The sequence below is a fragment of the Paraburkholderia sp. 32 genome (assembly GCF_050435345.1).
GTDB classification, from domain to species: Bacteria; Pseudomonadota; Gammaproteobacteria; order Burkholderiales; family Burkholderiaceae; genus Paraburkholderia; species Paraburkholderia tuberum.
This window is the reverse complement of record NZ_JBNDKD010000001.1, coordinates 533,392-556,494: the sequence shown is the minus strand read 5'-3', so window position 1 is coordinate 556,494 and position 23,103 is coordinate 533,392. Positions and strand designations below refer to the sequence as shown.

Annotated in this window: 12 protein-coding genes, 3 tRNA genes, 3 rRNA genes and 1 pseudogene; 14 read left to right on the top strand and 5 right to left on the bottom strand. The window is 61.7% G+C overall.

Annotated elements, in window-relative coordinates:
- The first annotated feature begins 12 nt into the window (after positions 1 to 12).
- The 5 genes and pseudogenes from OKW26_RS02630 (at position 13) to OKW26_RS02610 (ending at position 6,112) form a co-directional block, all read left to right on the top strand.
- Positions 13 to 924 carry a LysR family transcriptional regulator gene (locus OKW26_RS02630; RefSeq protein ID WP_184056529.1) on the top strand — a complete coding sequence of 304 codons (912 nt, stop codon included), beginning with the start codon at positions 13 to 15 and terminating at the stop codon, positions 922 to 924.
- Between the two features lie 181 nt (positions 925 to 1,105).
- Entirely contained in the window at positions 1,106 to 2,605 is a 1,500-nt protein-coding gene (gene amaB / locus OKW26_RS02625; protein ID WP_429352601.1) for an L-piperidine-6-carboxylate dehydrogenase, read from the top strand.
- Between the two features lie 157 nt (positions 2,606 to 2,762).
- A complete protein-coding gene (locus OKW26_RS02620) occupies positions 2,763 to 3,935 on the top strand; it encodes an NAD(P)/FAD-dependent oxidoreductase (protein ID WP_184068948.1) in 1,173 nt (390 codons plus the stop codon).
- A 14-nt stretch (positions 3,936 to 3,949) separates the two neighbouring features.
- A pseudogene (locus OKW26_RS02615) lies at positions 3,950 to 4,375 on the top strand (aminotransferase class I/II-fold pyridoxal phosphate-dependent enzyme); the annotation flags it as partial.
- 633 nt (positions 4,376 to 5,008) lie between these two features.
- A complete protein-coding gene (locus tag OKW26_RS02610; RefSeq protein WP_429352600.1) occupies positions 5,009 to 6,112 on the top strand; it encodes a YjgN family protein in 1,104 nt (367 codons plus the stop codon).
- A gap of 330 nt (positions 6,113 to 6,442) precedes the next feature.
- Here the strand turns inward: OKW26_RS02610 and rpoD are convergent, their stop codons facing one another.
- Complete coding sequence (gene rpoD / locus OKW26_RS02605; RefSeq protein ID WP_184068954.1) at positions 6,443 to 8,437, bottom strand: RNA polymerase sigma factor RpoD; 1,995 nt, start codon at positions 8,435 to 8,437, stop codon at positions 6,443 to 6,445.
- A 721-nt stretch (positions 8,438 to 9,158) separates the two neighbouring features.
- On the opposite strand from rpoD, the gene OKW26_RS02600 reads away from it, so the two are divergent.
- From OKW26_RS02600 to rrf, 5 genes are all read left to right on the top strand, one after another.
- A 16S ribosomal RNA gene (locus OKW26_RS02600) occupies positions 9,159 to 10,691 on the top strand.
- A gap of 75 nt (positions 10,692 to 10,766) precedes the next feature.
- A tRNA-Ile gene (locus OKW26_RS02595) sits at positions 10,767 to 10,843 on the top strand.
- A gap of 53 nt (positions 10,844 to 10,896) precedes the next feature.
- Positions 10,897 to 10,972 (top strand) — tRNA-Ala (locus OKW26_RS02590).
- A gap of 346 nt (positions 10,973 to 11,318) precedes the next feature.
- Positions 11,319 to 14,200, top strand: a 23S ribosomal RNA gene (locus OKW26_RS02585).
- A 228-nt stretch (positions 14,201 to 14,428) separates the two neighbouring features.
- Positions 14,429 to 14,542: ribosomal RNA gene (gene rrf / locus OKW26_RS02580) — 5S ribosomal RNA — on the top strand.
- The 16S, 23S and 5S rRNA genes sit together here with 2 tRNA genes alongside, the layout of an rRNA operon.
- A gap of 333 nt (positions 14,543 to 14,875) precedes the next feature.
- On the opposite strand, the gene OKW26_RS02575 is transcribed toward rrf, so the two are convergent.
- A complete protein-coding gene (locus OKW26_RS02575; RefSeq protein WP_429354164.1) occupies positions 14,876 to 15,337 on the bottom strand; it encodes a hypothetical protein in 462 nt (153 codons plus the stop codon).
- A 395-nt stretch (positions 15,338 to 15,732) separates the two neighbouring features.
- Here OKW26_RS02575 and OKW26_RS02570 point away from each other — a divergent pair, with 395 nt between their 5' ends.
- The 4 genes from OKW26_RS02570 to dhaK all read left to right on the top strand — a co-directional run bounded on the left by OKW26_RS02570 (position 15,733) and on the right by dhaK (position 20,692).
- Entirely contained in the window at positions 15,733 to 17,061 is a 1,329-nt protein-coding gene (locus OKW26_RS02570) for a Zn-dependent hydrolase (RefSeq protein WP_429352599.1), read from the top strand.
- Positions 17,058 to 18,548, top strand: coding sequence for a M81 family metallopeptidase (locus OKW26_RS02565; protein ID WP_429352598.1), 1,491 nt, complete (start codon positions 17,058 to 17,060; stop codon positions 18,546 to 18,548). Before OKW26_RS02570 ends, OKW26_RS02565 begins: the two co-directional genes overlap by 4 nt.
- Positions 18,549 to 18,626: 78 nt before the next feature.
- Positions 18,627 to 18,703: transfer RNA gene (locus OKW26_RS02560), tRNA-Val, on the top strand.
- Between the two features lie 285 nt (positions 18,704 to 18,988).
- Positions 18,989 to 20,692, top strand: coding sequence for a dihydroxyacetone kinase subunit DhaK (dhaK, locus tag OKW26_RS02555; protein WP_429352597.1), 1,704 nt, complete (start codon positions 18,989 to 18,991; stop codon positions 20,690 to 20,692).
- A 76-nt stretch (positions 20,693 to 20,768) separates the two neighbouring features.
- On the opposite strand, the gene OKW26_RS02550 is transcribed toward dhaK, so the two are convergent.
- From OKW26_RS02550 to mnmH, 3 genes are read right to left on the bottom strand one after another with little or no spacing between them, the layout of a single operon-like run.
- The gene (locus OKW26_RS02550; RefSeq protein WP_143037237.1) at positions 20,769 to 20,903 is read right to left on the bottom strand and encodes a hypothetical protein; all 135 of its coding nucleotides are present in this window, start codon (positions 20,901 to 20,903) and stop codon (positions 20,769 to 20,771) included.
- Positions 20,904 to 20,939: 36 nt separating this feature from the next.
- Positions 20,940 to 21,995, bottom strand: a complete 1,056-nt coding sequence (locus OKW26_RS02545) for a permease (protein ID WP_429352596.1) — start codon at positions 21,993 to 21,995, stop codon at positions 20,940 to 20,942.
- Positions 21,996 to 22,020: 25 nt separating this feature from the next.
- Complete coding sequence (gene mnmH, locus OKW26_RS02540) at positions 22,021 to 23,088, bottom strand: tRNA 2-selenouridine(34) synthase MnmH (protein WP_429352595.1); 1,068 nt, start codon at positions 23,086 to 23,088, stop codon at positions 22,021 to 22,023.
- Positions 23,089 to 23,103 lie beyond the last annotated feature (15 nt).

Below are 23,103 nucleotides of genomic sequence, written 5' to 3'. Positions count from 1 at the left end.
GCAGCTTTCATCATGCACTTCGATTTCGTCGATTTACGCCTGCTCCTGCATATCGCCGACACGCGCAACCTCGCGCGTGCGGCGGAGCGTTCGCACCTGTCGGCGCCGGCCGCCAGCAACCGGGTCAAGAATCTCGAGGAGCAGCTCGGCATCAAGCTGCTCTATCGAACCAGCCAGGGCGTGACGCCGACACCCGCGGGCGAAGCCTTCGTGCATCACGCGCGGCTCGTGCTCGAACGCGTCGAGCATCTGGCCGGCGACATGCAGGAGTATGGCGAGGGCATCAAGGGCCACGTGCGCATCTGGGCCAACACGACCGCGATCAGCGAGTTTCTGCCGGCCGTGCTGAGCCGTTTCCTGCGCGATCACCCGGACGTGAACATCGATCTGCGCGAAGTGCTGAGCGGCGAGATCGTCAAGGGCGTCGCCGACAGCGCGACCGATATCGGGATCGTCGCGGGCAATGTGCATGCCGAGCATCTGCAGATGCTGCCATATCGCGACGATCGGCTCGTGCTGGTTACGTCGTGCGAGCATCCGTTCGCGAGACAAGCGTCGGTCGATTTTTCGCAGGTGCTGAACGCGAACTTCGTGAGCCTGCCGACGTCGAGCGCGATTCACGCGTTCATCACGAGTGCCGCCGATGCGCTCGGCGCGCGTCTCAAACTTCGCATCCAGGTCGGCAACTTCGAGGCCGCGTGCCGGATGATCGAGGCGGGTGTCGGAATCGGCATCGTGCCGGAGTCGGTCGCGCTGCGGCACAGAAAGACGATGCAGATCGCGATCGTCGGCCTGAACGATCCGTGGGCCGTGCGCAAGCTGAAGATCTGCGTGCGCAGTCTGAAGGACTTGCCGCCGTTCGCGCGTGTGTTGGTCGACCGGTTGATGGCGGTGCTGGAGGAGGATGGGGGGCCAGATGCTTGACGCGGCTTGACGCGCGGGCGTGACACCCGCCCGAAGTCTGACGAAGTTTCCTTCTGGAAACATCGCCCCCTTTTGTCAACCGGTATTTCACTCCCCCAAGCATCTTCTTGCCGCCACAAAAACCCGCGTGTATAGTTTCCGAACTTACTCTTGTTTCGTATCGGAAATTAAAGGGGTTCACATGGACGCGTCCACTATCCTCGCGGATCTCGGCATTGCCCAAGCCGCGCAAGCCGGCGATATCGCCGTTCATTCGCCGATCACCGGCGAGCTCATCGGCCGTGTGGCCAGCCAGACGGCGGTCGAGGTCGACGCGGCGCTCGCCCGGGCCAAAGACGCGTTTGCCGTGTGGCGTAACGTGCCGGCGCCGCGCCGCGGCGAGCTGGTGCGGCTGCTCGGCAATCGGCTGCGCGAACAGAAGCAGGCGCTCGGCAGCCTCGTCTCGCTGGAGACGGGCAAGATCCTGCAGGAAGGCATGGGCGAAGTGCAGGAAATGATCGACATCTGCGATTTCGCGGTCGGTCTGTCGCGTCAGCTGTACGGTTTGACGATCGCGTCCGAGCGCCCGGGTCATCGGATGGCGGAGTCGTGGCATCCGCTCGGCACCTGCGTCGTGATCTCGGCGTTCAATTTCCCGGTGGCGGTCTGGTCATGGAATGCGGCGCTCGCGCTGGTGTGCGGCAACGCGGTGATCTGGAAGCCGTCGGAAAAGACGCCGCTCTCGGCGCTGGCCGTGAACAGGATTCTCGAAGACGCGCTGAAGGAATTCGGCGACGCGCCAGCCGGCCTGGCCGCATTGATCAACGGCGGGCGCGACGTGGGCGAAAAGCTCGTGGCCGATCCGCGCGCGTCGATCGTCAGCGCGACGGGCAGCACGGAAATGGGTCGCAAGGTTGGCGTCGAAGTGGCGAAGCGCTTCGGCCGCTCGCTGCTCGAACTCGGTGGCAACAACGCCGGCATCGTCACGCAGACGGCCGACCATGAACTCGCGATGCGCGGCATCCTGTTCTCGGCGGTCGGTACGGCCGGTCAGCGCTGCACGTCGCTGCGGCGTCTGTTCGTGCACGACAGCGTGTACGAGAAGACCGTCGAGCGTCTGAAGCAGCTGTATAGCCGCGTGCCGATCGGCAATCCGCTCGACAAGGGCACGCTGATGGGGCCGCTGATCGACCGTCAATCGTTCGACCGCATGCAGGAAGCGCTGCAGCAGGCGAAGGCCGAGGGCGGCAACGTGTTCGGCGGCGAGCGAGTCGAAGTGAAGGGTTATGAGGGCGGCTACTACGTGCGTCCGGCCATCGTCGAGATGCCGTCGCAAACGCCGGTCGTGCTGAAGGAAACGTTCGCGCCAATTCTGTACGTGCTGCGCTATGCCGATTTCGCCGACGCGGTCGAGGCGAACAATGCAGCGCATCACGGCTTGTCGTCGTGCGTGTTCACGAGCGACCTGCGCGAAGCGGAACGCTTCCTGTCCGCGTCGGGCAGCGACTGCGGCATCGCGAACGTCAACATCGGACCGAGCGGCGCGGAGATCGGCGGTGCGTTTGGCGGCGAAAAGGAAACGGGCGGCGGGCGCGAGTCGGGCTCGGATGCGTGGAAGGCTTATATGCGTCGCGCGACCAATACCGTGAACTACTCGTCGGCGTTGCCGCTTGCGCAGGGTATCGACTTCAATCTCGACTGAGCGCGCAAGTGTGACGTCGTAAACGTTGGCGGCGCATCGCGTTGATGCCGGTGCGCCGCCGTCGCCCGTCCGGCGCGTCACAGCCGCGCGTTCCAGATAGCAATCCGTTTGCGCCGCCCGGCGTTCCGGAGCGGCCACGTTACTCGTGGAGTAAGACGTGAGTTCGAAAGTCGTGATCGTCGGCGGTGGGGTGATCGGCAGTTCGATTGCGTATTTCTTGCGGCTGTCCGATCCGACAGTCGGCGTCACGGTAATCGAGCGCGATCCGACCTATGCGCGTTCGTCGTCGGCCTTGTCGGCGGCGTCGATCCGGCAGCAGTTTTCTACGCCGCTTTCCATTCAGATGTCGCTGTTCGGCATCGAGTTTCTTCGCTCGATTGGCGAGCGGCTCGAAGTCGACGGTACCCGGCCCTCGATCGATCTGCACGAAGGCGGCTACCTGTTTCTCGCGACACCTGCCGGTGAAGCGACGCTGCGCGAGAATCACGCGCTGCAAAAAAGCCTCGGCGCAGATATCAGCCTGCTCGACACGCATGGCTTGCAAACGCGCTTCCCTTGGCTCAATACCGACGACCTCGTTGCCGGCGCTTATGGCGAAAGCGGCGAGGGCTGGTTCGACGGCTACGGTTTAGTACAGGCGCTGCGCAAGAAAGCGCAGGCGCTCGGCGCGCGCTATGTCGCGGCAGACGTCACCGCGCTGCATCGCGAGGGCAATCGCGTCACGCAGGTACAAACCGCGGACGGTGAGACCTATGCTTGCGACGTCGTCGTCAACGCGGCCGGCGCATGGTCGCGCAAGGTCGCACAGATGGTCGGCATCGATCTGCCCGTCTATGCGCGGCGGCGCAGTATCTTCAACGTCACGTCGCCGGCAAAGCTTGAACGCTGTCCGCTGCTGATCGATCCGAGCGGCGTGTACTTCCGGCCTGAAGGCAATTCGTATATCTGCGGCACGTCGCCGTCGGCCGATAACGATCCCGACGATCTACCGCTCGATGAAGTCGATCACGTGCTATTCGACGACGTGATCTGGCCGACGCTCGCCAATCGCGTGCCGCAATTCGAGGCGCTGCGCGTGCAGAACTGCTGGTCCGGCTATTACGAATACAACGTGCTCGATCAGAACGCGATCATTGGCCATCACCCGGATATCGATAACTGCATTTTCGCGAACGGCTTCAGCGGCCACGGTTTGCAGCAAGGGCCGGCAACCGGACGCGGCATCAGCGAATTGATTCTGCATGGCCGCTATGCGACGCTCGATCTCAGTTCACTAAGCTTTACGCGCGTGCTCGAAAACCGGCCGATCATCGAAAAGAACGTGGTGTAGCGCCTTATATGGCTCGATGCGCAGTCGCCAAGCAGACCGTCGATCTATGCAGCGCGCCCTGGACCCAGGCGATTGCCGCCGAGTACCTCGCGAGCGGCGGGTTGGAGCGGCATCTGCCGCGCATTGTCGATGCGTATTCTGTCAAATGCCGCGCGCTATGCGATGCGCTCGACACGCATCTCGCGCGGCACATCGCATTTCATCGTCCGGCCGGCGGCATGTTCGTGTGGGCGCGTCTGAACGCGGCACGCGATGCGTCCGACTATCTGCGCGTGTGCATCGAACAGAACGTGATGTTCGTGCCGGGTGTCGCGTTTTACAAGGACGCGGCCGATAGTGCTGCGCTGCGCCTGTCGTTTGCCGCGCCGGGTGTGGAGGAGATTGAAACCGGCGTGCACCGAATGAACCGCGCGCTCGAGCAGTACTGCGACGAGCAATAAAATCCTGATTGCATCAACACAATCAGTGGAATGCGGCAGATTACCCGGCGAGCATCTAATGTGCAGCCGGGTTTGTTTATCGAAATGCCAACAATTGTGGCGATTTAACAGAATTCACCGCATTCCTTATTAATCGCGAATCGCGAATCGCGTTGAGTTCGAATACGCAATCGTTTTCGTCCGCGCGTGCCTTCTATGAGAGCGACCGTGGCAAGCCGCAGATGAGGCCGCCCGGGATTGCCACGTCGAACGGCGCATACGCGCGAGTGGCCCCTCAAATGATTGCCCCCAATGAAATCGTTATTGCACGCCTTAATTTCAAGATTATGCAATTCGAATAAATTCGGGCGTTGCCAAATCTTGTAATGGAAGTTGTCGATTTATATGCGGAAATGCCATTTATAAAGATAAGAAACCATGTAATTATCGTGCTTGCCGGCCGGCTTCCGTTTTGCGTGATTCCCGGAATGTCTGAAAGACAGGTTTTACACGGGTTCGCGCCACACGGGTCGGCCTTCGCACGGGAAAGCATCGTCGCCCGTCGCGTTCGCCCATGCATGCCGCATATGAGTGCCGCACGAGAATGCGTGAGTGGGCCACAAAAACGTTAAATGAGGAAAAGGGGGCAACGCAATGAATTCACTCGACGAGAAGCGGCCGCTGCTGATCTACGACGGCACGCTTGGCGACCTCTACGGCATCTTTTTCAGAAACCTTGTGCTGCAAATCGTGACGCTCGGTATTTACCGCTTCTGGGCGACCACGAACAACCGCCGATATGTCTGGTCGCGCATGCGGTTTCAGGACGAGCGCTTCGAGTACACGGGCACCGGGGGCGAGCTATTCAAGGGCTTTCTGTTCGCGATCGTGGTCGTGTTCAGCGCGGTGGTCGCGGCTGGCGCGCTAAGCGTGGTCTTGCGCATGCTGACGAAAAGCGCGGCACTCGGTTGGCTGCCTGTCATCGCGTTGTATCTGCTGATCGTCGTGCTCGCGGCGGGTGCCTTTTTCGGCGCGCAGCGCTATCGGCTGAGCCGGACGCAGTGGTGCGGTATTCGCGGCGGCATGACCGGCTCGGCGCTCGGCTTCGGCGTGCGCGCGTTGCTGTACGCGCTGTTGTGCGTTGTCACGCTTGGCCAGATGACGCCGTGGACATCAATGCGTCTAATGGAGTGCCGCATCAACGCGAGCAGCTTCGGTAGCCTGGCGTTTCGCTTCAAGGGGCGCGCGTGGGTCGTCTACGGTCTGTTCCTCGTTACGTTCGTCGGCGTGGTCGTGTTGTTCGCGGTGCTGTTCATGGTGTTTCTGAAGGGCGCTCTCGCATCGATGCATGTCGGCCAGGTGCCGGGGGCGAGTACGGCGCCGTCGCGGGCCGCGCTCGGATCGCTGTTTTTGTTTTATGCGCTGTTCTCCATCGGCACGATGCTGATCCGCGGCTTCTATGTCGCCGCGCTGACGCGCCACGTGATGGGCAATACGTCGCTCGGCTCGCAATTGCATTTCGGCAGTAACGTCAGCGTGGCGCGTCTGCTCAGTTTGCAGTGCGGCAACCTTGCGATCATCGTGTTCACGCTCGGCCTTGGGGCGCCAATCGTGCTGCATCGGCTGATGCGCTTTGCCGTCGACACGCTGCAGGTTTCCGGCTACCTCGATCCGCATATGCTGGGGCAAAGCACCGTGGCGGCGCCGCTGACTGGCGAGGGCATGCTGAATCTGCTCGATCATGGTGGCGCCTTCTGAGATTGGACTCGCGTTGAGAGCGCGGCAATGGGCGGAGGGCGCACGATGTGCGGCAAGTAATGGGACACGCGACTCATCTCAGGCGCGAGCGCGAAACGCAGTACGCTCAATGAGTTAGCGCAGTCATGCGCAGGTTGTCCACAAGCTTGTTCCCAAAATCTGTGGACAACAGGGGGGAAGCGAAGCGGAGAATTCGCACCTGAAGAATTGTGGAAAGGTACAGCACAAAAGCAAACAGCGGGACTCACCGTCGACCGGTTCATCCCGCTGCTTGTGTATGACGATGTGGGCGGCTTGCCGTGCAGCGCGCACGGCAAGCGTGGCAAACGCTTATCGGTCGAGGAACGACTTCAGACGGTCCGCGCGGCTCGGATGCATGAGCTTGCGCATCGCCTTGCTCTCGATCTGGCGGATCCGCTCGCGGGTCACGTCGAACTGCTTGCCCACTTCTTCAAGCGTGTGATCCGACTTCGTGTTGATGCCGTAGCGCATGCGCAGCACCTTCGCTTCGCGCGGGGACAGCGAGTCGAGCGCGTCGTCGATCGCGGCACGCAGGTCGGCCTGCATCGCGGCATCCGCCGGCGACGATACGCCAGCGTCTTCGATCATGTCGCCCAGCGTCGCATCGCCGTCGTCGCCGACCGGCGTTTCGAGCGATACGGGTTGCTTCGCGATCTTCAGAATGCCGCGCACCTTCTCTTCCGATAGTTCCATGCGTTCCGCGAGCACCGCAGGATGCGCTTCCTGGCCGGTCTGCTGCAGGATCTCGCGCGAAATGCGGTTCAGCTTGTTGATCGTTTCGATCATGTGCACCGGCACGCGGATCGTGCGCGCCTGATCGGCGAGCGAACGAGTGACGGCCTGACGGACCCACCACGTCGCGTACGTCGAAAACTTCCAGCCACGACGGTATTCGAACTTGTCCACGGCCTTCATCAGACCGATGTTGCCTTCCTGGATCAGGTCGAGGAACAGCATGCCGCGGTTCACATACTTCTTCGCGATCGAGATCACGAGACGCAGGTTCGCCTCGATCATCTCGCTCTTGGCCTTGCGCATCTTCGATTCGGCCGCGACCATCTGGCGGTTGATTTCTTTCAGATGCTTGAGCGGCAGCGACACCGTCGCTTCGATGTCGATGAGCTTCTGCTGTTCGGACTGGATGGCCGGCAGGTGACGCTCGAGCGCCGCACCATAGGTCGACGCGCCGGTGCGCGCGGCACGCTCGGTCCAGCCGAGGTCGGCCTCGCTACCCGCGAACGTTTCGATGAATTTCTCGCGCGGCATGCCGGCCTTCGAGACGACGATCTGCAAAATGTTGCGCTCGATCGCGCGCACTTGCGCGACCTGGCGCTGCACGTCGCCGCACAGACGGTCGATCGTGCGTGCGGTGAAGCGGATCTTCGCGAGGTGCTGCTGAATGTCTTCGCGTGCGCGCAGATAGGCCTTCGACGTGACGTCGCCGCGCGCGTGCGACGCGTTCATCTGGTCGTACAGAATGCCGACCTGGGCGAAGATTTCGAGGCAGTCGCTCGTGAGCTGCTTCAGGCGAGCTTCGTCCGCCGCCGACGAATCTTCCGGACCGACGTCGTCGTCTTCTTCGTCTTCGCTGTCTCCGTCGGCGTCGCTGTCTTCATCGGCATCCGTGTCGGCGCTCGCGACTTCTTCCGCGGCGGCCGTCTCTTCATTCAGGCCGTCGACGAGTTCGTCGATGCGCAGCTCGCCGTCGACAACCTGCTGCGCGCTCGCGAGGATCGCGGAGATCGCGAGCGGGCACGCGGCGATCGCTTGCACCATTTCGTGCAGGCCGTCTTCGATGCGCTTCGCAATCGCGATTTCGCCTGCGCGGGTGAGCAGCTCGGTCGCGCCCATTTCGCGCATGTACATACGCACGGGGTCGGTGGTGCGGCCGAACTCGGAGTCGACGGTCGACAGCGCGACTTCGGTTTCCTCGTCCGCCTGGTCGTCCGACACCACGGCGGGGGAATTCGAGTTGAGCAGCAGCGTTTCCGCGTCCGGGGCCTGCTCGTAGACCTGCACGCCCATGTCGCTGAACGCGCTGACGATGCTGTCGATCGCGGCGGTTGCGGTGAAGTTGTCGGGCAGGTGGTCGTTGATCTGCGCGTGGGTCAGGTAGCCTTGCTCTTTACCCAGCTGGATCAGTGCGCGCATCAGGCGCTGGCGTTCTTCGGCTTGTTGCGGCAGCAGCTCGGCTGCCACCGGAATCGCTTTGCCGGCGCCCTTGCCTTTGGCCGAACGGCCGGACGGAACTTTGGCAGTGAAGGCGGTGTCGTGTTGCGAATCTTCGCGATCGAAAGGGTTCACGTAATTTCCTCTAGAGGCTTCGCTATGAGACGCAAGACGCTACCGTCAGGCGTTTCGAGCAGGGCTCAGCATCACCTGATGTGACTCAACGCGGTTGTTGGGCTGTGCTCTGGGGAGCAAAAAAGATGAGCCCGCTCGAAGCGGGCCGATGGACATGCGAAATTTTGCGCGGCTCGCATTATATACGAGCTTGGGGGTTCGCGCTCATGGGTGCACATCAAATCATCGTCGCTGTTGTCGCAGGCATTGCGTGAGGCTACGCAGGTGCATAGTCCGTGGCCATGCGCGCGGCCTAACCTAGATAGGGGCGAGTTGCTCCTTGCGCAAGGGGGCTCGATGTCGTTTTCCTGTATATGGAGTCGTATCCTCGCATGCTGTCCCCAAAAGAAATTCGCAGAAGGGTATTGACGTGCTGTTGACCGCTCTCCATAATCTCGCTTCTCTGCTGCAGACGCAGCGACGCAAACGAAGCAGTGCCGGGTAGTGGTGGTTCAGGCGCGGCGGGTTTGGCGGACCGATCTTTAAAAACTAACAGTCGATAAGTGTGGGCGCTTGATGCGGAATGCGGCGGCGGATTCTCCGGAATCTGCTGTCAGGCAGAAGTATCAGAAGCCTCACACAGTATTAGAGGAAGGTTTGTCTGTCGAAAGACGGATCAATCATCGTCAGTACGTTGAGTGAGCGACCGGGTTCGAGAGAACCCGAACACAGTAACAGGTTTGAACTGAAGAGTTTGATCCTGGCTCAGATTGAACGCTGGCGGCATGCCTTACACATGCAAGTCGAACGGCAGCACGGACTCCGGTCTGGTGGCGAGTGGCGAACGGGTGAGTAATACATCGGAACGTGTCCTGGAGTGGGGGATAGCCCGGCGAAAGCCGGATTAATACCGCATACGCTCGGGAGAGGAAAGCGGGGGATCTTTCGGGACCTCGCGCTCAAGGGGCGGCCGATGGCAGATTAGGTAGTTGGTGGGGTAAAGGCCTACCAAGCCGACGATCTGTAGCTGGTCTGAGAGGACGACCAGCCACACTGGGACTGAGACACGGCCCAGACTCCTACGGGAGGCAGCAGTGGGGAATTTTGGACAATGGGCGCAAGCCTGATCCAGCAATGCCGCGTGTGTGAAGAAGGCCTTCGGGTTGTAAAGCACTTTTGTCCGGAAAGAAAACCTCGTGGCTAATATCCGTGAGGGATGACGGTACCGGAAGAATAAGCACCGGCTAACTACGTGCCAGCAGCCGCGGTAATACGTAGGGTGCGAGCGTTAATCGGAATTACTGGGCGTAAAGCGTGCGCAGGCGGTGCTGTAAGACCGATGTGAAATCCCCGGGCTTAACCTGGGAACTGCATTGGTGACTGCAGCGCTGGAGTATGGCAGAGGGGGGTGGAATTCCACGTGTAGCAGTGAAATGCGTAGAGATGTGGAGGAACACCGATGGCGAAGGCAGCCCCCTGGGCCAATACTGACGCTCATGCACGAAAGCGTGGGGAGCAAACAGGATTAGATACCCTGGTAGTCCACGCCCTAAACGATGTCAACTGGTTGTCGGGCCTTCATTGGCTTGGTAACGTAGCTAACGCGTGAAGTTGACCGCCTGGGGAGTACGGTCGCAAGATTAAAACTCAAAGGAATTGACGGGGACCCGCACAAGCGGTGGATGATGTGGATTAATTCGATGCAACGCGAAAAACCTTACCTACCCTTGACATGTATGGAATCCTGCCGAGAGGCGGGAGTGCCCGAAAGGGAGCCATAACACAGGTGCTGCATGGCTGTCGTCAGCTCGTGTCGTGAGATGTTGGGTTAAGTCCCGCAACGAGCGCAACCCTTGTCCCTAGTTGCTACGCAAGAGCACTCCAGGGAGACTGCCGGTGACAAACCGGAGGAAGGTGGGGATGACGTCAAGTCCTCATGGCCCTTATGGGTAGGGCTTCACACGTCATACAATGGTCGGAACAGAGGGTTGCCAAGCCGCGAGGTGGAGCCAATCCCAGAAAACCGATCGTAGTCCGGATCGCACTCTGCAACTCGGGTGCGTGAAGCTGGAATCGCTAGTAATCGCGGATCAGCATGCCGCGGTGAATACGTTCCCGGGTCTTGTACACACCGCCCGTCACACCATGGGAGTGGGTTTTACCAGAAGTGGCTAGTCTAACCGCAAGGAGGACGGTCACCACGGTAGGATTCATGACTGGGGTGAAGTCGTAACAAGGTAGCCGTATCGGAAGGTGCGGCTGGATCACCTCCTTTCCAGAGCTGTGCATTCATTGCACTCAAGTGCTCACGCTTATCGGCTGTGGTTAGAAGAAACGCAGACAGGCTCAGGGGTCTGTAGCTCAGCCGGTTAGAGCACCGTCTTGATAAGGCGGGGGTCGATGGTTCGAATCCATCCAGACCCACCAGTGTCTTGTCTGGTGAGCTGAAGGGCTGGGGCCGCTGGAGTATCTGTGGGACTGGGGGATTAGCTCAGCTGGGAGAGCACCTGCTTTGCAAGCAGGGGGTCGTCGGTTCGATCCCGTCATCCTCCACCAATCCTCAATGCGCAGGGTTCTGCATGAAGGCAGAGCGTTGCGCATTGGCGATTGAGCCAGTCAGAGCGGTATGAGGCACAGGCTTCATACCGGCTGCCGTTCTTTAACAATCAGGAAGAAGTAGTAAAGAGATTCACGAAAGCATACCTGGAGATGGGTGTGTGAGTAGGTGAATCAGGGTTGTGATTGTATCGATGTATTTTAAAGGTGATCGAGAGATCGCTTTGGAATACGGCGCAACACGAATACTCAACCTGTAGCGAGTGCGTCTATCCCCTCCGGGGATGGGACTCACGTAAGCGCTAAAGCGCTAACGTGGGTCGACACAGAGACACACCCGTTATAGGGTCAAGCGAACAAGTGCATGTGGTGGATGCCTTGGCGATCACAGGCGATGAAGGACGCGGTAGCCTGCGAAAAGCTCCGGGGAGCTGGCAAACGAGCATTGATCCGGAGATGTCCGAATGGGGAAACCCACTCCTAATGGAGTATCCGTAGCTGAATCCATAGGCTGCGTGAGGCGAACGCGGTGAACTGAAACATCTAAGTAACCGCAGGAAAAGAAATCAACCGAGATTCCCAGAGTAGTGGCGAGCGAAATGGGATCAGCCGGTACACGTTATCTGTATTGTTAGTCGAACGCTCTGGAAAGTGCGGCCATAGCAGGTGATAGCCCTGTAGACGAAAACAGCATGGAAGAACTGGGTGTACGAGAAGTAGGGCGGGACACGTGAAATCCTGTCTGAAGATGGGGGGACCATCCTCCAAGGCTAAATACTCGTGATCGACCGATAGTGAACCAGTACCGTGAGGGAAAGGCGAAAAGAACCCCGGGAGGGGAGTGAAACAGATCCTGAAACCGCATGCATACAAACAGTCGGAGCCTCTGCGAAGGGGTGACGGCGTACCTTTTGTATAATGGGTCAGCGACTTACATTCAGTGGCGAGCTTAACCGATTAGGGCAGGCGTAGCGAAAGCGAGTCCGAACAGGGCGTCCAGTCGCTGGGTGTAGACCCGAAACCAGGTGATCTATCCATGGCCAGGTTGAAGGCACGGTAACACGTGCTGGAGGACCGAACCCACTAACGTTGAAAAGTTAGGGGATGAGCTGTGGATAGGGGTGAAAGGCTAAACAAACCTGGAAATAGCTGGTTCTCTCCGAAAACTATTTAGGTAGTGCCTCGTGTCTCACCTTCGGGGGTAGAGCACTGTCATGGTTGTGGGGTCCATTGCGGATTACTACGCCATAGCAAACTCCGAATACCGAAGAGTGCAATCACGGGAGACAGACATCGGGTGCTAACGTCCGGTGTCAAGAGGGAAACAACCCAGACCGCCAGCTAAGGTCCCCAAATATGGCTAAGTGGGAAACGAAGTGGGAAGGCTAAAACAGTCAGGAGGTTGGCTTAGAAGCAGCCACCCTTTAAAGAAAGCGTAATAGCTCACTGATCGAGTCGTCCTGCGCGGAAGATGTAACGGGGCTAAGCCATATACCGAAGCTGCGGATGCACAGTAATGTGCATGGTAGGAGAGCGTTCCGTAAGCCTGCGAAGGTGCACTGGAAAGTGTGCTGGAGGTATCGGAAGTGCGAATGCTGACATGAGTAGCGATAAAGGGGGTGAAAGGCCCCCTCGCCGTAAGCCCAAGGTTTCCTACGCAACGTTCATCGGCGTAGGGTGAGTCGGCCCCTAAGGCGAGGCAGAAATGCGTAGCTGATGGGAAGCAGATTAATATTTCTGCACCATTGTGAAATGCGATGGGGGGACGGATCGCGGAAGGTTGTCCGGGTGTTGGAAGTCCCGGTCCTTGCATTGGAGAAGGCGCTTTGGCAAATCCGGGCGCAGAATTCAAGGGTGCGAGGCGAGCCACTTCGGTGGCGAAGCAACTGGAAGGGGTTCCAGGAAAAGCCTCTAAGCTTCAGTTTCACAGTGACCGTACCGCAAACCGACACAGGTGGGCGAGATGAGTATTCTAAGGCGCTTGAGAGAACTCGGGAGAAGGAACTCGGCAAATTGGTACCGTAACTTCGGGATAAGGTACGCCCTCATAGCCTGACTGGCCTGCGCCAGAAGGGTGAAAGGGTTGCAATAAACTGGTGGCTGCGACTGTTTAATAAAAACACAGCACTCTGCAAACACGAAAGTGGACGTATAGGGTGTGACGCCTGCCCGGTGCCGGAAGATTAAATGATGGGGTGCAAGCTCCTGATTGAAGTCCCGGTAAACGGCGGCCGTAACTATAACGGTCCTAAGGTAGCGAAATTCCTTGTCGGGTAAGTTCCGACCTGCACGAATGGCGTAACGATGGCCACACTGTCTCCTCCCGAGACTCAGCGAAGTTGAAGTGTTTGTGATGATGCAATCTCCCCGCGGCTAGACGGAAAGACCCCATGAACCTTTACTGCAGCTTTGCATTGGACTTTGAACCGGTCTGTGTAGGATAGGTGGGAGGCTATGAAGTTGGGACGCCAGTCTCAATGGAGCCGTCCTTGAAATACCACCCTGATCTGTTTGAGGTTCTAACCTTGGCCCGTGATCCGGGTCGGGGACAGTGCATGGTAGGCAGTTTGACTGGGGCGGTCTCCTCCCAAAGTGTAACGGAGGAGTACGAAGGTACGCTAGGTACGGTCGGAAATCGTGCTGATAGTGCAATGGCATAAGCGTGCTTGACTGTGAGACTGACAAGTCGAACAGGTGCGAAAGCAGGTCATAGTGATCCGGTGGTTCTGTATGGAAGGGCCATCGCTCAACGGATAAAAGGTACTCTGGGGATAACAGGCTGATACCGCCCAAGAGTTCATATCGACGGCGGTGTTTGGCACCTCGATGTCGGCTCATCTCATCCTGGGGCTGTAGCCGGTCCCAAGGGTATGGCTGTTCGCCATTTAAAGAGGTACGTGAGCTGGGTTTAAAACGTCGTGAGACAGTTTGGTCCCTATCTGCCGTGGGCGCTGGATATTTGAAGGGGGCTGCTCCTAGTACGAGAGGACCGGAGTGGACGAACCTCTGGTGTACCGGTTGTCACGCCAGTGGCATCGCCGGGTAGCTATGTTCGGAAGAGATAACCGCTGAAAGCATCTAAGCGGGAAACTCGCCTTAAGATGAGATATCCCCGGGGCTTCGAGCCCCTTGAAGGGTCGTTCAAGACCAGGACGTTGATAGGTCAGGTGTGCACGTACAGTAATGTACTGAGCTAACTGATACTAATTGCCCGTAAGGCTTGATCCTATAACAGGTGTGTCTCGACCCGCGGTAGTGCTTCAGCACTTACGCGGGTCCGATCCCCGAAGGGGATTGGTGTGAACTCCCGCGGGAGCTCACAGAAACGCACGGTTGGGATTCAGTGTTGTGCCAGAAACAACACAACCCCCCCACACCCGAATCCTTTACGCTTCTTCCCGATTGGCTGTGGCGCAACCGGTTGACTCCAGCCCTGCGACGCAGCAACCCGTCATGCCTGATGACCATAGCGAGTCGGTCCCACCCCTTCCCATCCCGAACAGGACCGTGAAACGACTCCACGCCGATGATAGTGCGGATTGCCCGTGTGAAAGTAGGTAATCGTCAGGCTCCCCCCCAGTCAGAAACCCCACCCGCCGCGGTGGGGTTTTTGCGTTTACGCGGCCGACTTTGCGCGCTGTATCCGTCAGCGCAAGGTTACGCGTTCTGACATCCAGCGAGCCGTCGCACTGCCGCAGCGGATCTCGCCCACCTCGTCCTTATCTCTCGCAGCGTTGTTGGTCTCGTACTAAATTCCAACTTCTGACGGGTTATGCTGACGGATACTGCGCGCTTCACTACTTTCCGATCCGCGACGCATCCGCGTAACCCGGCGACTTCCGACGCGGTCGTCCAAAATCCGTGTCCTTCTGGCTCGGCCGGTCAGCACCTCCTCCAAACACGCTAAGCCCGCTTACGCGCCGGCGCTCGATCGGATCCCCCTGCGATAAAGCGGTCGAGTCTTTCGCTGGCCTCCGTAATCGCCCAAAGCGGAGCGCGATGCAGCTGCCGATCGTAGCTCGTTGCGATGGATGCAAAGAGCGCGAATCCCGCTTCGTCAAGTTTCCATTCGTTGCGTTCCCGACCTGCGTCGAACATCATCGCCGAGGCGCGGTCCGCGGCGTGGAGCTCTTCGTGGCTCATCGAGCCAAAGCCGGCATCAGCGAGGTAGCTGGTCAACAGCATGATCTGCGTGACCGTCTGCGCATCGCTCTTCGTACCGAGGCCGCGGCGCAGTGCGTCGAGCGACAGATGAACTCGCAACGCGAGATCGTCGGCGATCTCGCGCGCGATGGGCAACAGCATGGCTTTGGCATGCCGCGCGCGGGCGGCGCCAGTGTTGCGGAAAGGAATTGGTTGTGCCATGGAGATCCGAGGGGTTTGCCTGAGCACATGCAATAACGGCGCGCTTCGCAAAAGGTTGAGCCTTCATTGCGTTTTAGCCGCTTCCTTCGACGAAAACGTTTGCTGGCGGCCACTTGCGCGCAGATTGCCGGCACGTCGCGGCGTCCGTCGTCGAGCGAATTGACACCTATATCGCCCGCGATGCGCCGTTCACTCCCCACGAATCCAGCGGCTTTGCTTCCTATGCTTGCCCACGGAAAGGCGTCGCGCCGCATTGCCACCTCGCGCGCGTCCGGCCATCTACCTCGGCGAAACCTCTCTATCATGACGATTGGAACAACCTCGGCCAGCAAGCCGGAACGGAGCAAGTCCCGCCGGCAAGCGCCATCCAGCTGTCTTCGACCCGAGATGCATCGATGCAGACTCATTCATCCAACGTTGTCTCGACGCCCGCCGATTTGCGGATCGACGGCGCGCGGCTGTGGGACTGTCTCATGCAGCTCGCGCGGATCGGCGCGACCGACAAACGCGGTGTCTGCCGTCCAGCACTGACCGAACTCGACCGTGAGGCACGCGATCAGTTCATCGCGTGGACGAAGGAGATCGGCCGCACGGTGCCGGTCGACGCGATCGGCAATATTTTCGCGCGGCGGACGGGGCTGCGTGACGATCTGCCGCCCATAATGACGGGCAGCCATCTCGACACGCAGCCGACCGGCGGCAAATTCGACGGCAATTATGGTGTGCTGGCAGGGCTGGAGGTGCTGCGCCCGCTGGCCGAGGCCAACGTGCAGACCATCGCGCCGCTCGAGGTTGCCATGTGGACCAACGAGGAGGGCTCGCGATTCTTGTCGGTGATGATGGGCTCCGGCGTGTTCGCCGGCGCATTCACGCTCGAGCACGCGCTAGCGCAACGCGATCGCGACGGCGTAGCGGTGCGCCACGCGCTAGCGGCGATCGGCTATGCCGGCGAGCATCGCAAGTCGCACGCTGTCGGCGCATATTTCGAGGTGCATATCGAACAGGGGTCCGTGCTCGAAGCGCACGACAAGGTCATCGGCGTCGTGCAGGGCGCGCTCGGGCAGCGCTGGTACGACCTGACCGTGCACGGCATGGAAGCGCACGCGGGGCCGATGGCGCTGCGCCGCGACGCGCTGCTCGTCGCCGCGGATCCGATCCATGCGGTGAACCGTATCGCACTCGATCACGCGCCGCATGGGCATAGCACGGTCGGCTGGCTCGACGTGCATTCAAACTCGCACAACGTCATTGCGGGCCGCGTGAAATTCAGCGTCGACCTGCGCGCAGCCGATGACGCATCGCTCACTGCGATGGACCTCGCATGGCGCGCAGCGTGCGCGCAGGCGGGCAGCAATGGGGGCAACGCCGCCATCAACGCCGCCGCCACCCGCGCGAGCAGCAGCTTGGACGCCCCCATCACTATCGACATCGAGCAGGTCGTCTACTTCCCGCCGCAGCGATTCGCCGCGCAATGGATCGCCGAGGTCAGACAGAGCGCGGAGCGGCTCGGTGTGTCGTCGATGGACGTGATCAGCGGCGCGGGCCACGACGCCGCCTATCTCGCGCGCGGCGCACCTAGCGCGATGATCTTCGTTCCCTGCAAGGACGGCATCAGCCACAGCGAAATCGAGGACGCGCGCGCCGATCATCTGGAAGCCGGCTGCAATATGCTGCTGCAGGTGATGCCGAGCGCGGCGTCGAGAACGGGGAGCATGCGCGCATGAAGATCCTGATCGCACGAATGAACCACGAGACCAACACGTTCTCGCCAGTAGAGACCCCGCTGGCCGCATTCGGCCGCAACGGTCCGAGCTACGGCCGCGCCGCGTTCGACGAAAACAAGGGCATGCAAACCGCGATGGCCGCGTTCATCGACGCCGCCGAGCGCGTGCATGCCGAAATCGTGACGCCGATCTCCGCCATGGCGAATCCGAGCGGGCCGGTCGACGCCGCCGCCTACGATACGATCTGCGACGCGATCGTGGCAGCCGCGACGGGCTGCGACGCGGTGATGCTCGATCTGCACGGCGCGATGGTCGCCGAGAACTCGACCGACGGTGAAGGCGATCTGCTCGGGCGCGTGCGTGCGTCGCTGCCGCACGCGCCGATCGCGGTCGCGCTCGATCTGCATGGCAACGTCACGCAAAAAATGATCGACAACGCCGACGTCATCGTCAGCTTCAAGACCTATCCGCACGTCGACATGTACGAGACTGGCGCACATGCAGCGCGCTTGCTGTTCGACATGATCGAGGGCCACGCGAAGCCGGTGATCGCGTGGCGTCAGCCGCCGCTGCTCACGCACACGCTGCGCAGCGCGAGCGTTGACGGCGCGATGAAACGCGCGCTCGATGCCGCGCGCGCCGCCGAGGCCGACGGCATGCTCGCGGTGTCGGTGCTGGCCGGCTTCTCGCTCGCCGATATCGAAGCGCCATGCATTAGCGTCGTCGTCGTGGGCAATGGCGAGCGCGCGGATGCGGAGGCGGTCGCCGAGCGCATCGCGCGGCAGATCTGGGACGAGCGCGACGATTTCGTCTATCGCAGCGCGCCGCTTGCCGAATCGGTCGCGCGGGCGGCGTCGCTGGCACGCGCTGCCGATAAACCGGTGCTAATGCTCGATCACGGCGACAACTGCATGTCGGGCGGCACGTGCGACACGATGGATTTGCTCGAGGAAGCGTTGAGGCAGGGCCTCGAAGGCATCGTCAGCGGGCCGTTGTGCGATCCGCAGGCGGTCGCGGCCCTGGCGGCCTCGGGTGTCGGTAGCACGGTCACGCTCGCGATCGGCAACAAGCTCACAAACGATGCATTGCCCTCGCGTTCGCCGCTTGCCCTGACCGGCGTCGTGCGCGCGCTGACCGACGGCGAATACTTGATCAGCGGCCCGACCTACACCGGCCAGCGCGCGTACATGGGGCGCGCGGCAGTGCTCGACACCGGCACGGTGAAACTCGTCGTGACCGAACGAACGCATGAACCGTGGGATCTCGGCGTGTTCGAGAGCGTCGGCATCGATCCGCGCCGCGCGCGTTTTCTGCTGCTCAAATCACGCATGTATTGCCGGCCGGTTTTCGTGCCGATCGCGGAGGCACTCGTCGAATGCGATAGCCGCGGCGTCACGAGTTCGGACTATGGTCTGTTCAGCTTCGAGCACGTGAAGCGGCCGGTTTATCCATTGGACCCTCACACCGAATGGACCGCGACGAACTGATCGACATGCATGCGTTTCGATAAGTCGCGGCAAGGGCTTGTGCAGTCCGCATTGAGTCTCTATAATTCGCGCCTCTAAAGGCTCGTAGCTCAGTTGGTTAGAGCACCACCTTGACATGGTGGGGGTCGTTGGTTCGAATCCAATCGAGCCTACCAACGCATCTGTGACGTAGACGAAAGCGGTTCCGCTTTCGTCTACGGTCCTGTCAAATCGATCCAGTCGTTTCCTCAGTTTCGCCGTTCGGCATCACGTCCCCTTCGTTGTTGTTGTCCGCTCGTGGCCCGAAGCTCGTGCACGTTCACGCGCGCGCTCTCGCCGTTGCGTCGTCGTTCGACAATGCGCGGTACAGTTAGACCTTCCGCTTTCGCCGCCGACCCGACTGCCGTTCCCATTGCATCTTCGATCATGCGATGCCGGCAGCATCCAACGGAGCTGACGCAATGAAGAAGCTCATCAACGATGTGTCCACCGTGGTCCCCGAGATGCTCGACGGGCTCATCGCGCTCAATCCCCAACTCTCGCTGTTGCAAGGCGGCACGATCGTCTTGCGCGCCGATGCCCAGGCCATGGCCGCGCGCGGCGAGGTCGCGCTGATCTCGGGCGGCGGCTCGGGCCACGAGCCCGCGCACGGCGGCTATGTGGGCCACGGCATGCTGAGCGCGGCGGTGGCCGGCGAGGTCTTCACCTCGCCCTCCACCGACGCCGTGCTCGACGCGATACGCGCGGTGGCCGGCCCCGCTGGCGCGTTGCTGATCGTCAAGAACTACACGGGCGACCGCTTCAACTTCGGCCTCGCGGCCGAAATCGCGCGCGCCGAGGGCATCCTCGTTGAGATGATGATCGTCGCCGACGACGTCGCGCTGAGCGCGAGCGGCGATCACGCGGGCCGTCGCGGACTCGCGGGCACAGTGTTGGTTCACAAGATCGCGGGCGCGGCGGCCGCGCGCGGTTTGCCGTTGGCCGAGGTCGCGCGGCTCGCTCGGGAAGCGGCCGCGTCGCTCGGCACGATGGGCGTCGCGCTGACGCCGTGCACGGTGCCGGCCGCGGGCAAGCCGGGCTTCGCGCTGGGCGATGGCGAAATCGAATGGGGCCTCGGCATTCATGGCGAACCCGGTGTGGCGCGCGGCGCGCTGGAGCCGGCCGACGCGATCGTCGGCAAGCTGCTTGCAAAGATCGTCGACGATCTCGCGTTGCAGGCGGGCGAGCGCGTCGCGCTGCTCGTCAACAATCTGGGTGGCACGCCGCCGAGCGAACTCAACGTAGTGGCTGGTGCCGCGCTGCGCGAGCTTGCCGGGCGCGGCATCGAAGTCGCGCGCGCGTGGGCCGGCACGTTCCTGAGCGCGCTCGAAATGGCCGGCGTCTCGCTGACGCTGCTGCGTATCGATGACGAACGGCTGAGCCTGCTCGACGCCGCCTCACAGACGAGCGCATGGCCTGCGCTGAGCGGCCGCGTCGCGCAGGTCGCGGTGCGTGCGGCGCCACCCGCGCCGCAAAGCGCGAGCGGCGCGACGCTCGCGCGTGACGCGACGCTGCGGCGCGCGCTCGAAGCGGTCTGCGAGTGCCTGCTGGCAGCCGAGCCGACATTGACCGAAATGGACCAGCGCGTCGGCGACGGCGACCTCGGCATCAGCCTCGCGCGCGGCGCACGCGCGGTGCAGCTCGAGCTCGATTCCTACGCGTGCGCAACCACCCCGGGCGCGGTATTGCGCGGCATGTCGGCGACGCTGCGGCGCGTGGTGGGCGGCACGTCGGGTCCGCTGTACGCGGTGATGCTGCTGCGCGCGGCGGCCGCGCTCGAACAGTCGGGCGGGACCACCGCACGGCAATGGGCGACGGCGTTCAGCGCCGGTGTCGATGGGTTGATGGAACTGGGGGGCGCGCGGCCGGGCGATCGGACGATGGTCGATGCGCTGAGGCCCGCTGCCGACGCGCTGCACGACGCACTCGCTCAGGGAGCGTCGACGGATGCCGCATTGCAGGCCACCGTCGCTGCGGCATGCGACGGCACGTCTCGTACCGCATCGATGCATCCGCGGCGCGGGCGTTCGAGCTATGTCGGCGAGCGCGCGCTCGGTCATATGGACCCGGGCGCGCATGCGGTCGCGTTGTGGCTCGCGGCGATTCGCAACGCGCTTCCCGGTTAGGCGCAGGCGCACGCGAACGATACGGCGAACGCAAGGGACGAGCGCACTTTCGCAGCAGGGAAAAACTACGCCGCCGTCACGGCCGCAGCAGATCGAATCCCGCGAACGCCACGACGCCGCTCAGTGCGATCAGCGCCACCGAGTGCTGTCCGAGGTACAGCAGCCCGGCAGCGGACCAACACGTGACAGCGAATGCGGCAATACGTTTCATGCTTCCTTCTTCTACGACTCGAACTCAAAAACCGACTCAGAAGCCCAGCGTAACGGCCAGCAGTCCACTGACGACACCGCCCACCACCACTGCACAGGTCACCACCGTCAGCACGCGCCGCGGAAACGACCGCGCGAGCATCGCGAGCGACGGCACGCTGACGAGCGGCAGCGTCATCAGCAGCGCGCCGGCGGGGCCGGCGGCCATGCCGAACGACAGCATAGCCTGAATGATCGGCACTTCACCTGCGGTCGGAATCACGAACAGCGTGCCGGCGATCGACAGCGCGATGATCCACAGCAGGCTGTTGTCGACGTCCGGGCCGATGTGCGGAAACAGCCACGCGCGCGCCGCGCCGAGAATCAGCACGAGCGCGATGTATTCCGGCACGAGCCGCAGCGTCATGCGCCCCAGAATCGTGATCCAGCGCGAGAACGCGGTGCCTGGATCGTCGGCGCTGACCAGTTGCGCGACGGCCTCTCGCGACGCTTGCGCTTCCTGCGGCGTGACCATGCGGTTCACGACGTAGCCAAGGCCGAGCACCATCACGATGCCGAGCGCGAGGCGCAGGCCCATCCACTGCCAGCCGAGCACGAAGCCCATGAAGATCAGCGTAGCGGGATTCAGCGCGGTATTACCGAGCCAAAAAGCAATCGCCGCGCCCGGCGCCGCTGCACGCGCGCGCAGGCCCGCGACGACCGGCGCCGCGCAGCAGGTGCACATCATGCCCGGCAACGACATCAGGCCGCCTTTGACGACGCTGTTGAAGTCGGCACGGCCGAGCGCGCGCGCGACCCATTGCGGTGGAATCAGCGCCTGTACCGCGGAGCCGAGCAGCAGGCCGAGCACCATCGCCTGCCAGATTGCCTTGCCGTAAGCGAGCGCGAAGTCGATCGCGGCCTGCCATGAGGCCGCCGGCGCGCTCGCGGACGTGCCCATCAGGATCGACTTGCCGATCGAATGCTGGCTCGCGGCGACGAACGCGCGGTTGTAGTACGGAAACCACTTCACATAGAAGAGGCCGACGACGGCGATCAGCAGGAACACGATCCAGCCAAGCGTGACGCGGGGTTGCCGAAGGGTTGATTGCATGATGGTTGTTGAATGTCGTTGTGGATCAACCGACGACTAGCGTGCGGGTATCGAGCTGCGCGAGCAGCGTTTTCGCCTGCTCGACGATGTCGGCGTCGTTCGGGCGGAAATCGAGTTGCAGCGCGCCCGGCAACTGCTCGAAATGCTGGCCGCTGCTGCGCGCGTATGCGGGATCGTAGTGCCGTTCGATCAGTTCGCGCGCGAGCTCGGCGCGCCGGTTCTCGTCGACGAGCCGCAGCCAGCCCGTGACCCGCTCGCGGCTGTGCAGACCGATCAACCGTTCCAGCTGTCCCTTGAAGTAATCGGGATGCTCGAACAGATGCGCGTAATCCTGCAACAGAAACGCCGCGCGGTCCTCGCTGCTCGAGCGCACCTCGACGCACGCGCCGCGATGAAACGTTTCGAGCAGCGCGAGCGGCAGCGTGACGGAGCCGATGCGCCGGCTTTCCGCCTCGACGAACACAGGCCGGTTCACGTCGAAGTCGCGCAGCGCGGTGACGAGCAGCGTGTCGAAACGCTTTTGCGACGGCTGCGCCACGCCCGTATACGCGCCGAGCAGCGAGCCGCGATGCGCGGCGAGCGCCTCGAGGTCGAGCGTCTGCGCGCCGGCCTCATGCAGCGCCGACAGCAGCCGCGTCTTGCCGCTGCCGGTCGGGCCGACGAGCGCGATATAGCTGAAACGGCGCGGCAGGGTTTCGAGCCTCTCCAGCGTGGCGCGCCGGTAGCTCTTGTAGCCGCCGTCGAGTTGCCGCGCCGACCAGCCGATCATGTTGAACAGCGTCGTGACCGAGCCCGAACGCTTGCCGCCGCGCCAGCAGTAGATCAGCGGGCGCCAGTTGCGCGGCCGGTCGGCGAACGTGGTTTCCAGATGATGCGCGATGTTGCGCGCGACCAACGCCGCGCCGAGCCGCGTGCCCTCGAACGGCGACACCTGCGTGTAGGTCGTGCCGACCAGCACGCGTTCCTCGTTGCTCAGCACTGGCGCGTTGGTCGCGCCCGGAATATGGTCTTCCTCGAACTCGAGCGGAGTGCGAACGTCGACGATTTCATCGAAATCGCCGGCTTTGTCGAGGCTGACTAGAAGACTTTTCAAGGGAGTAGGGATAAA

What these genes read in the sequence shown, in the direction of transcription:
- OKW26_RS02630 (WP_184056529.1), top strand. Translation starts at nt 13, where the DNA reads ATGCACTTCGATTTCGTCGATTTACGCCTGCTCCTGCATATCGCCGAC.
- amaB (WP_429352601.1), top strand. Translation starts at nt 1,106, where the DNA reads ATGGACGCGTCCACTATCCTCGCGGATCTCGGCATTGCCCAAGCCGCG.
- OKW26_RS02610 (WP_429352600.1), top strand. Translation starts at nt 5,009, where the DNA reads ATGAATTCACTCGACGAGAAGCGGCCGCTGCTGATCTACGACGGCACG.
- OKW26_RS02575 (WP_429354164.1), bottom strand. Translation starts at nt 15,337, where the DNA reads ATGGCACAACCAATTCCTTTCCGCAACACTGGCGCCGCCCGCGCGCGG.
- OKW26_RS02570 (WP_429352599.1), top strand. Translation starts at nt 15,733, where the DNA reads ATGCAGACTCATTCATCCAACGTTGTCTCGACGCCCGCCGATTTGCGG.
- OKW26_RS02565 (WP_429352598.1), top strand. Translation starts at nt 17,058, where the DNA reads ATGAAGATCCTGATCGCACGAATGAACCACGAGACCAACACGTTCTCG.
- dhaK (WP_429352597.1), top strand. Translation starts at nt 18,989, where the DNA reads ATGAAGAAGCTCATCAACGATGTGTCCACCGTGGTCCCCGAGATGCTC.
- OKW26_RS02550 (WP_143037237.1), bottom strand. Translation starts at nt 20,903, where the DNA reads ATGAAACGTATTGCCGCATTCGCTGTCACGTGTTGGTCCGCTGCCGGG.
- OKW26_RS02545 (WP_429352596.1), bottom strand. Translation starts at nt 21,995, where the DNA reads ATGCAATCAACCCTTCGGCAACCCCGCGTCACGCTTGGCTGGATCGTG.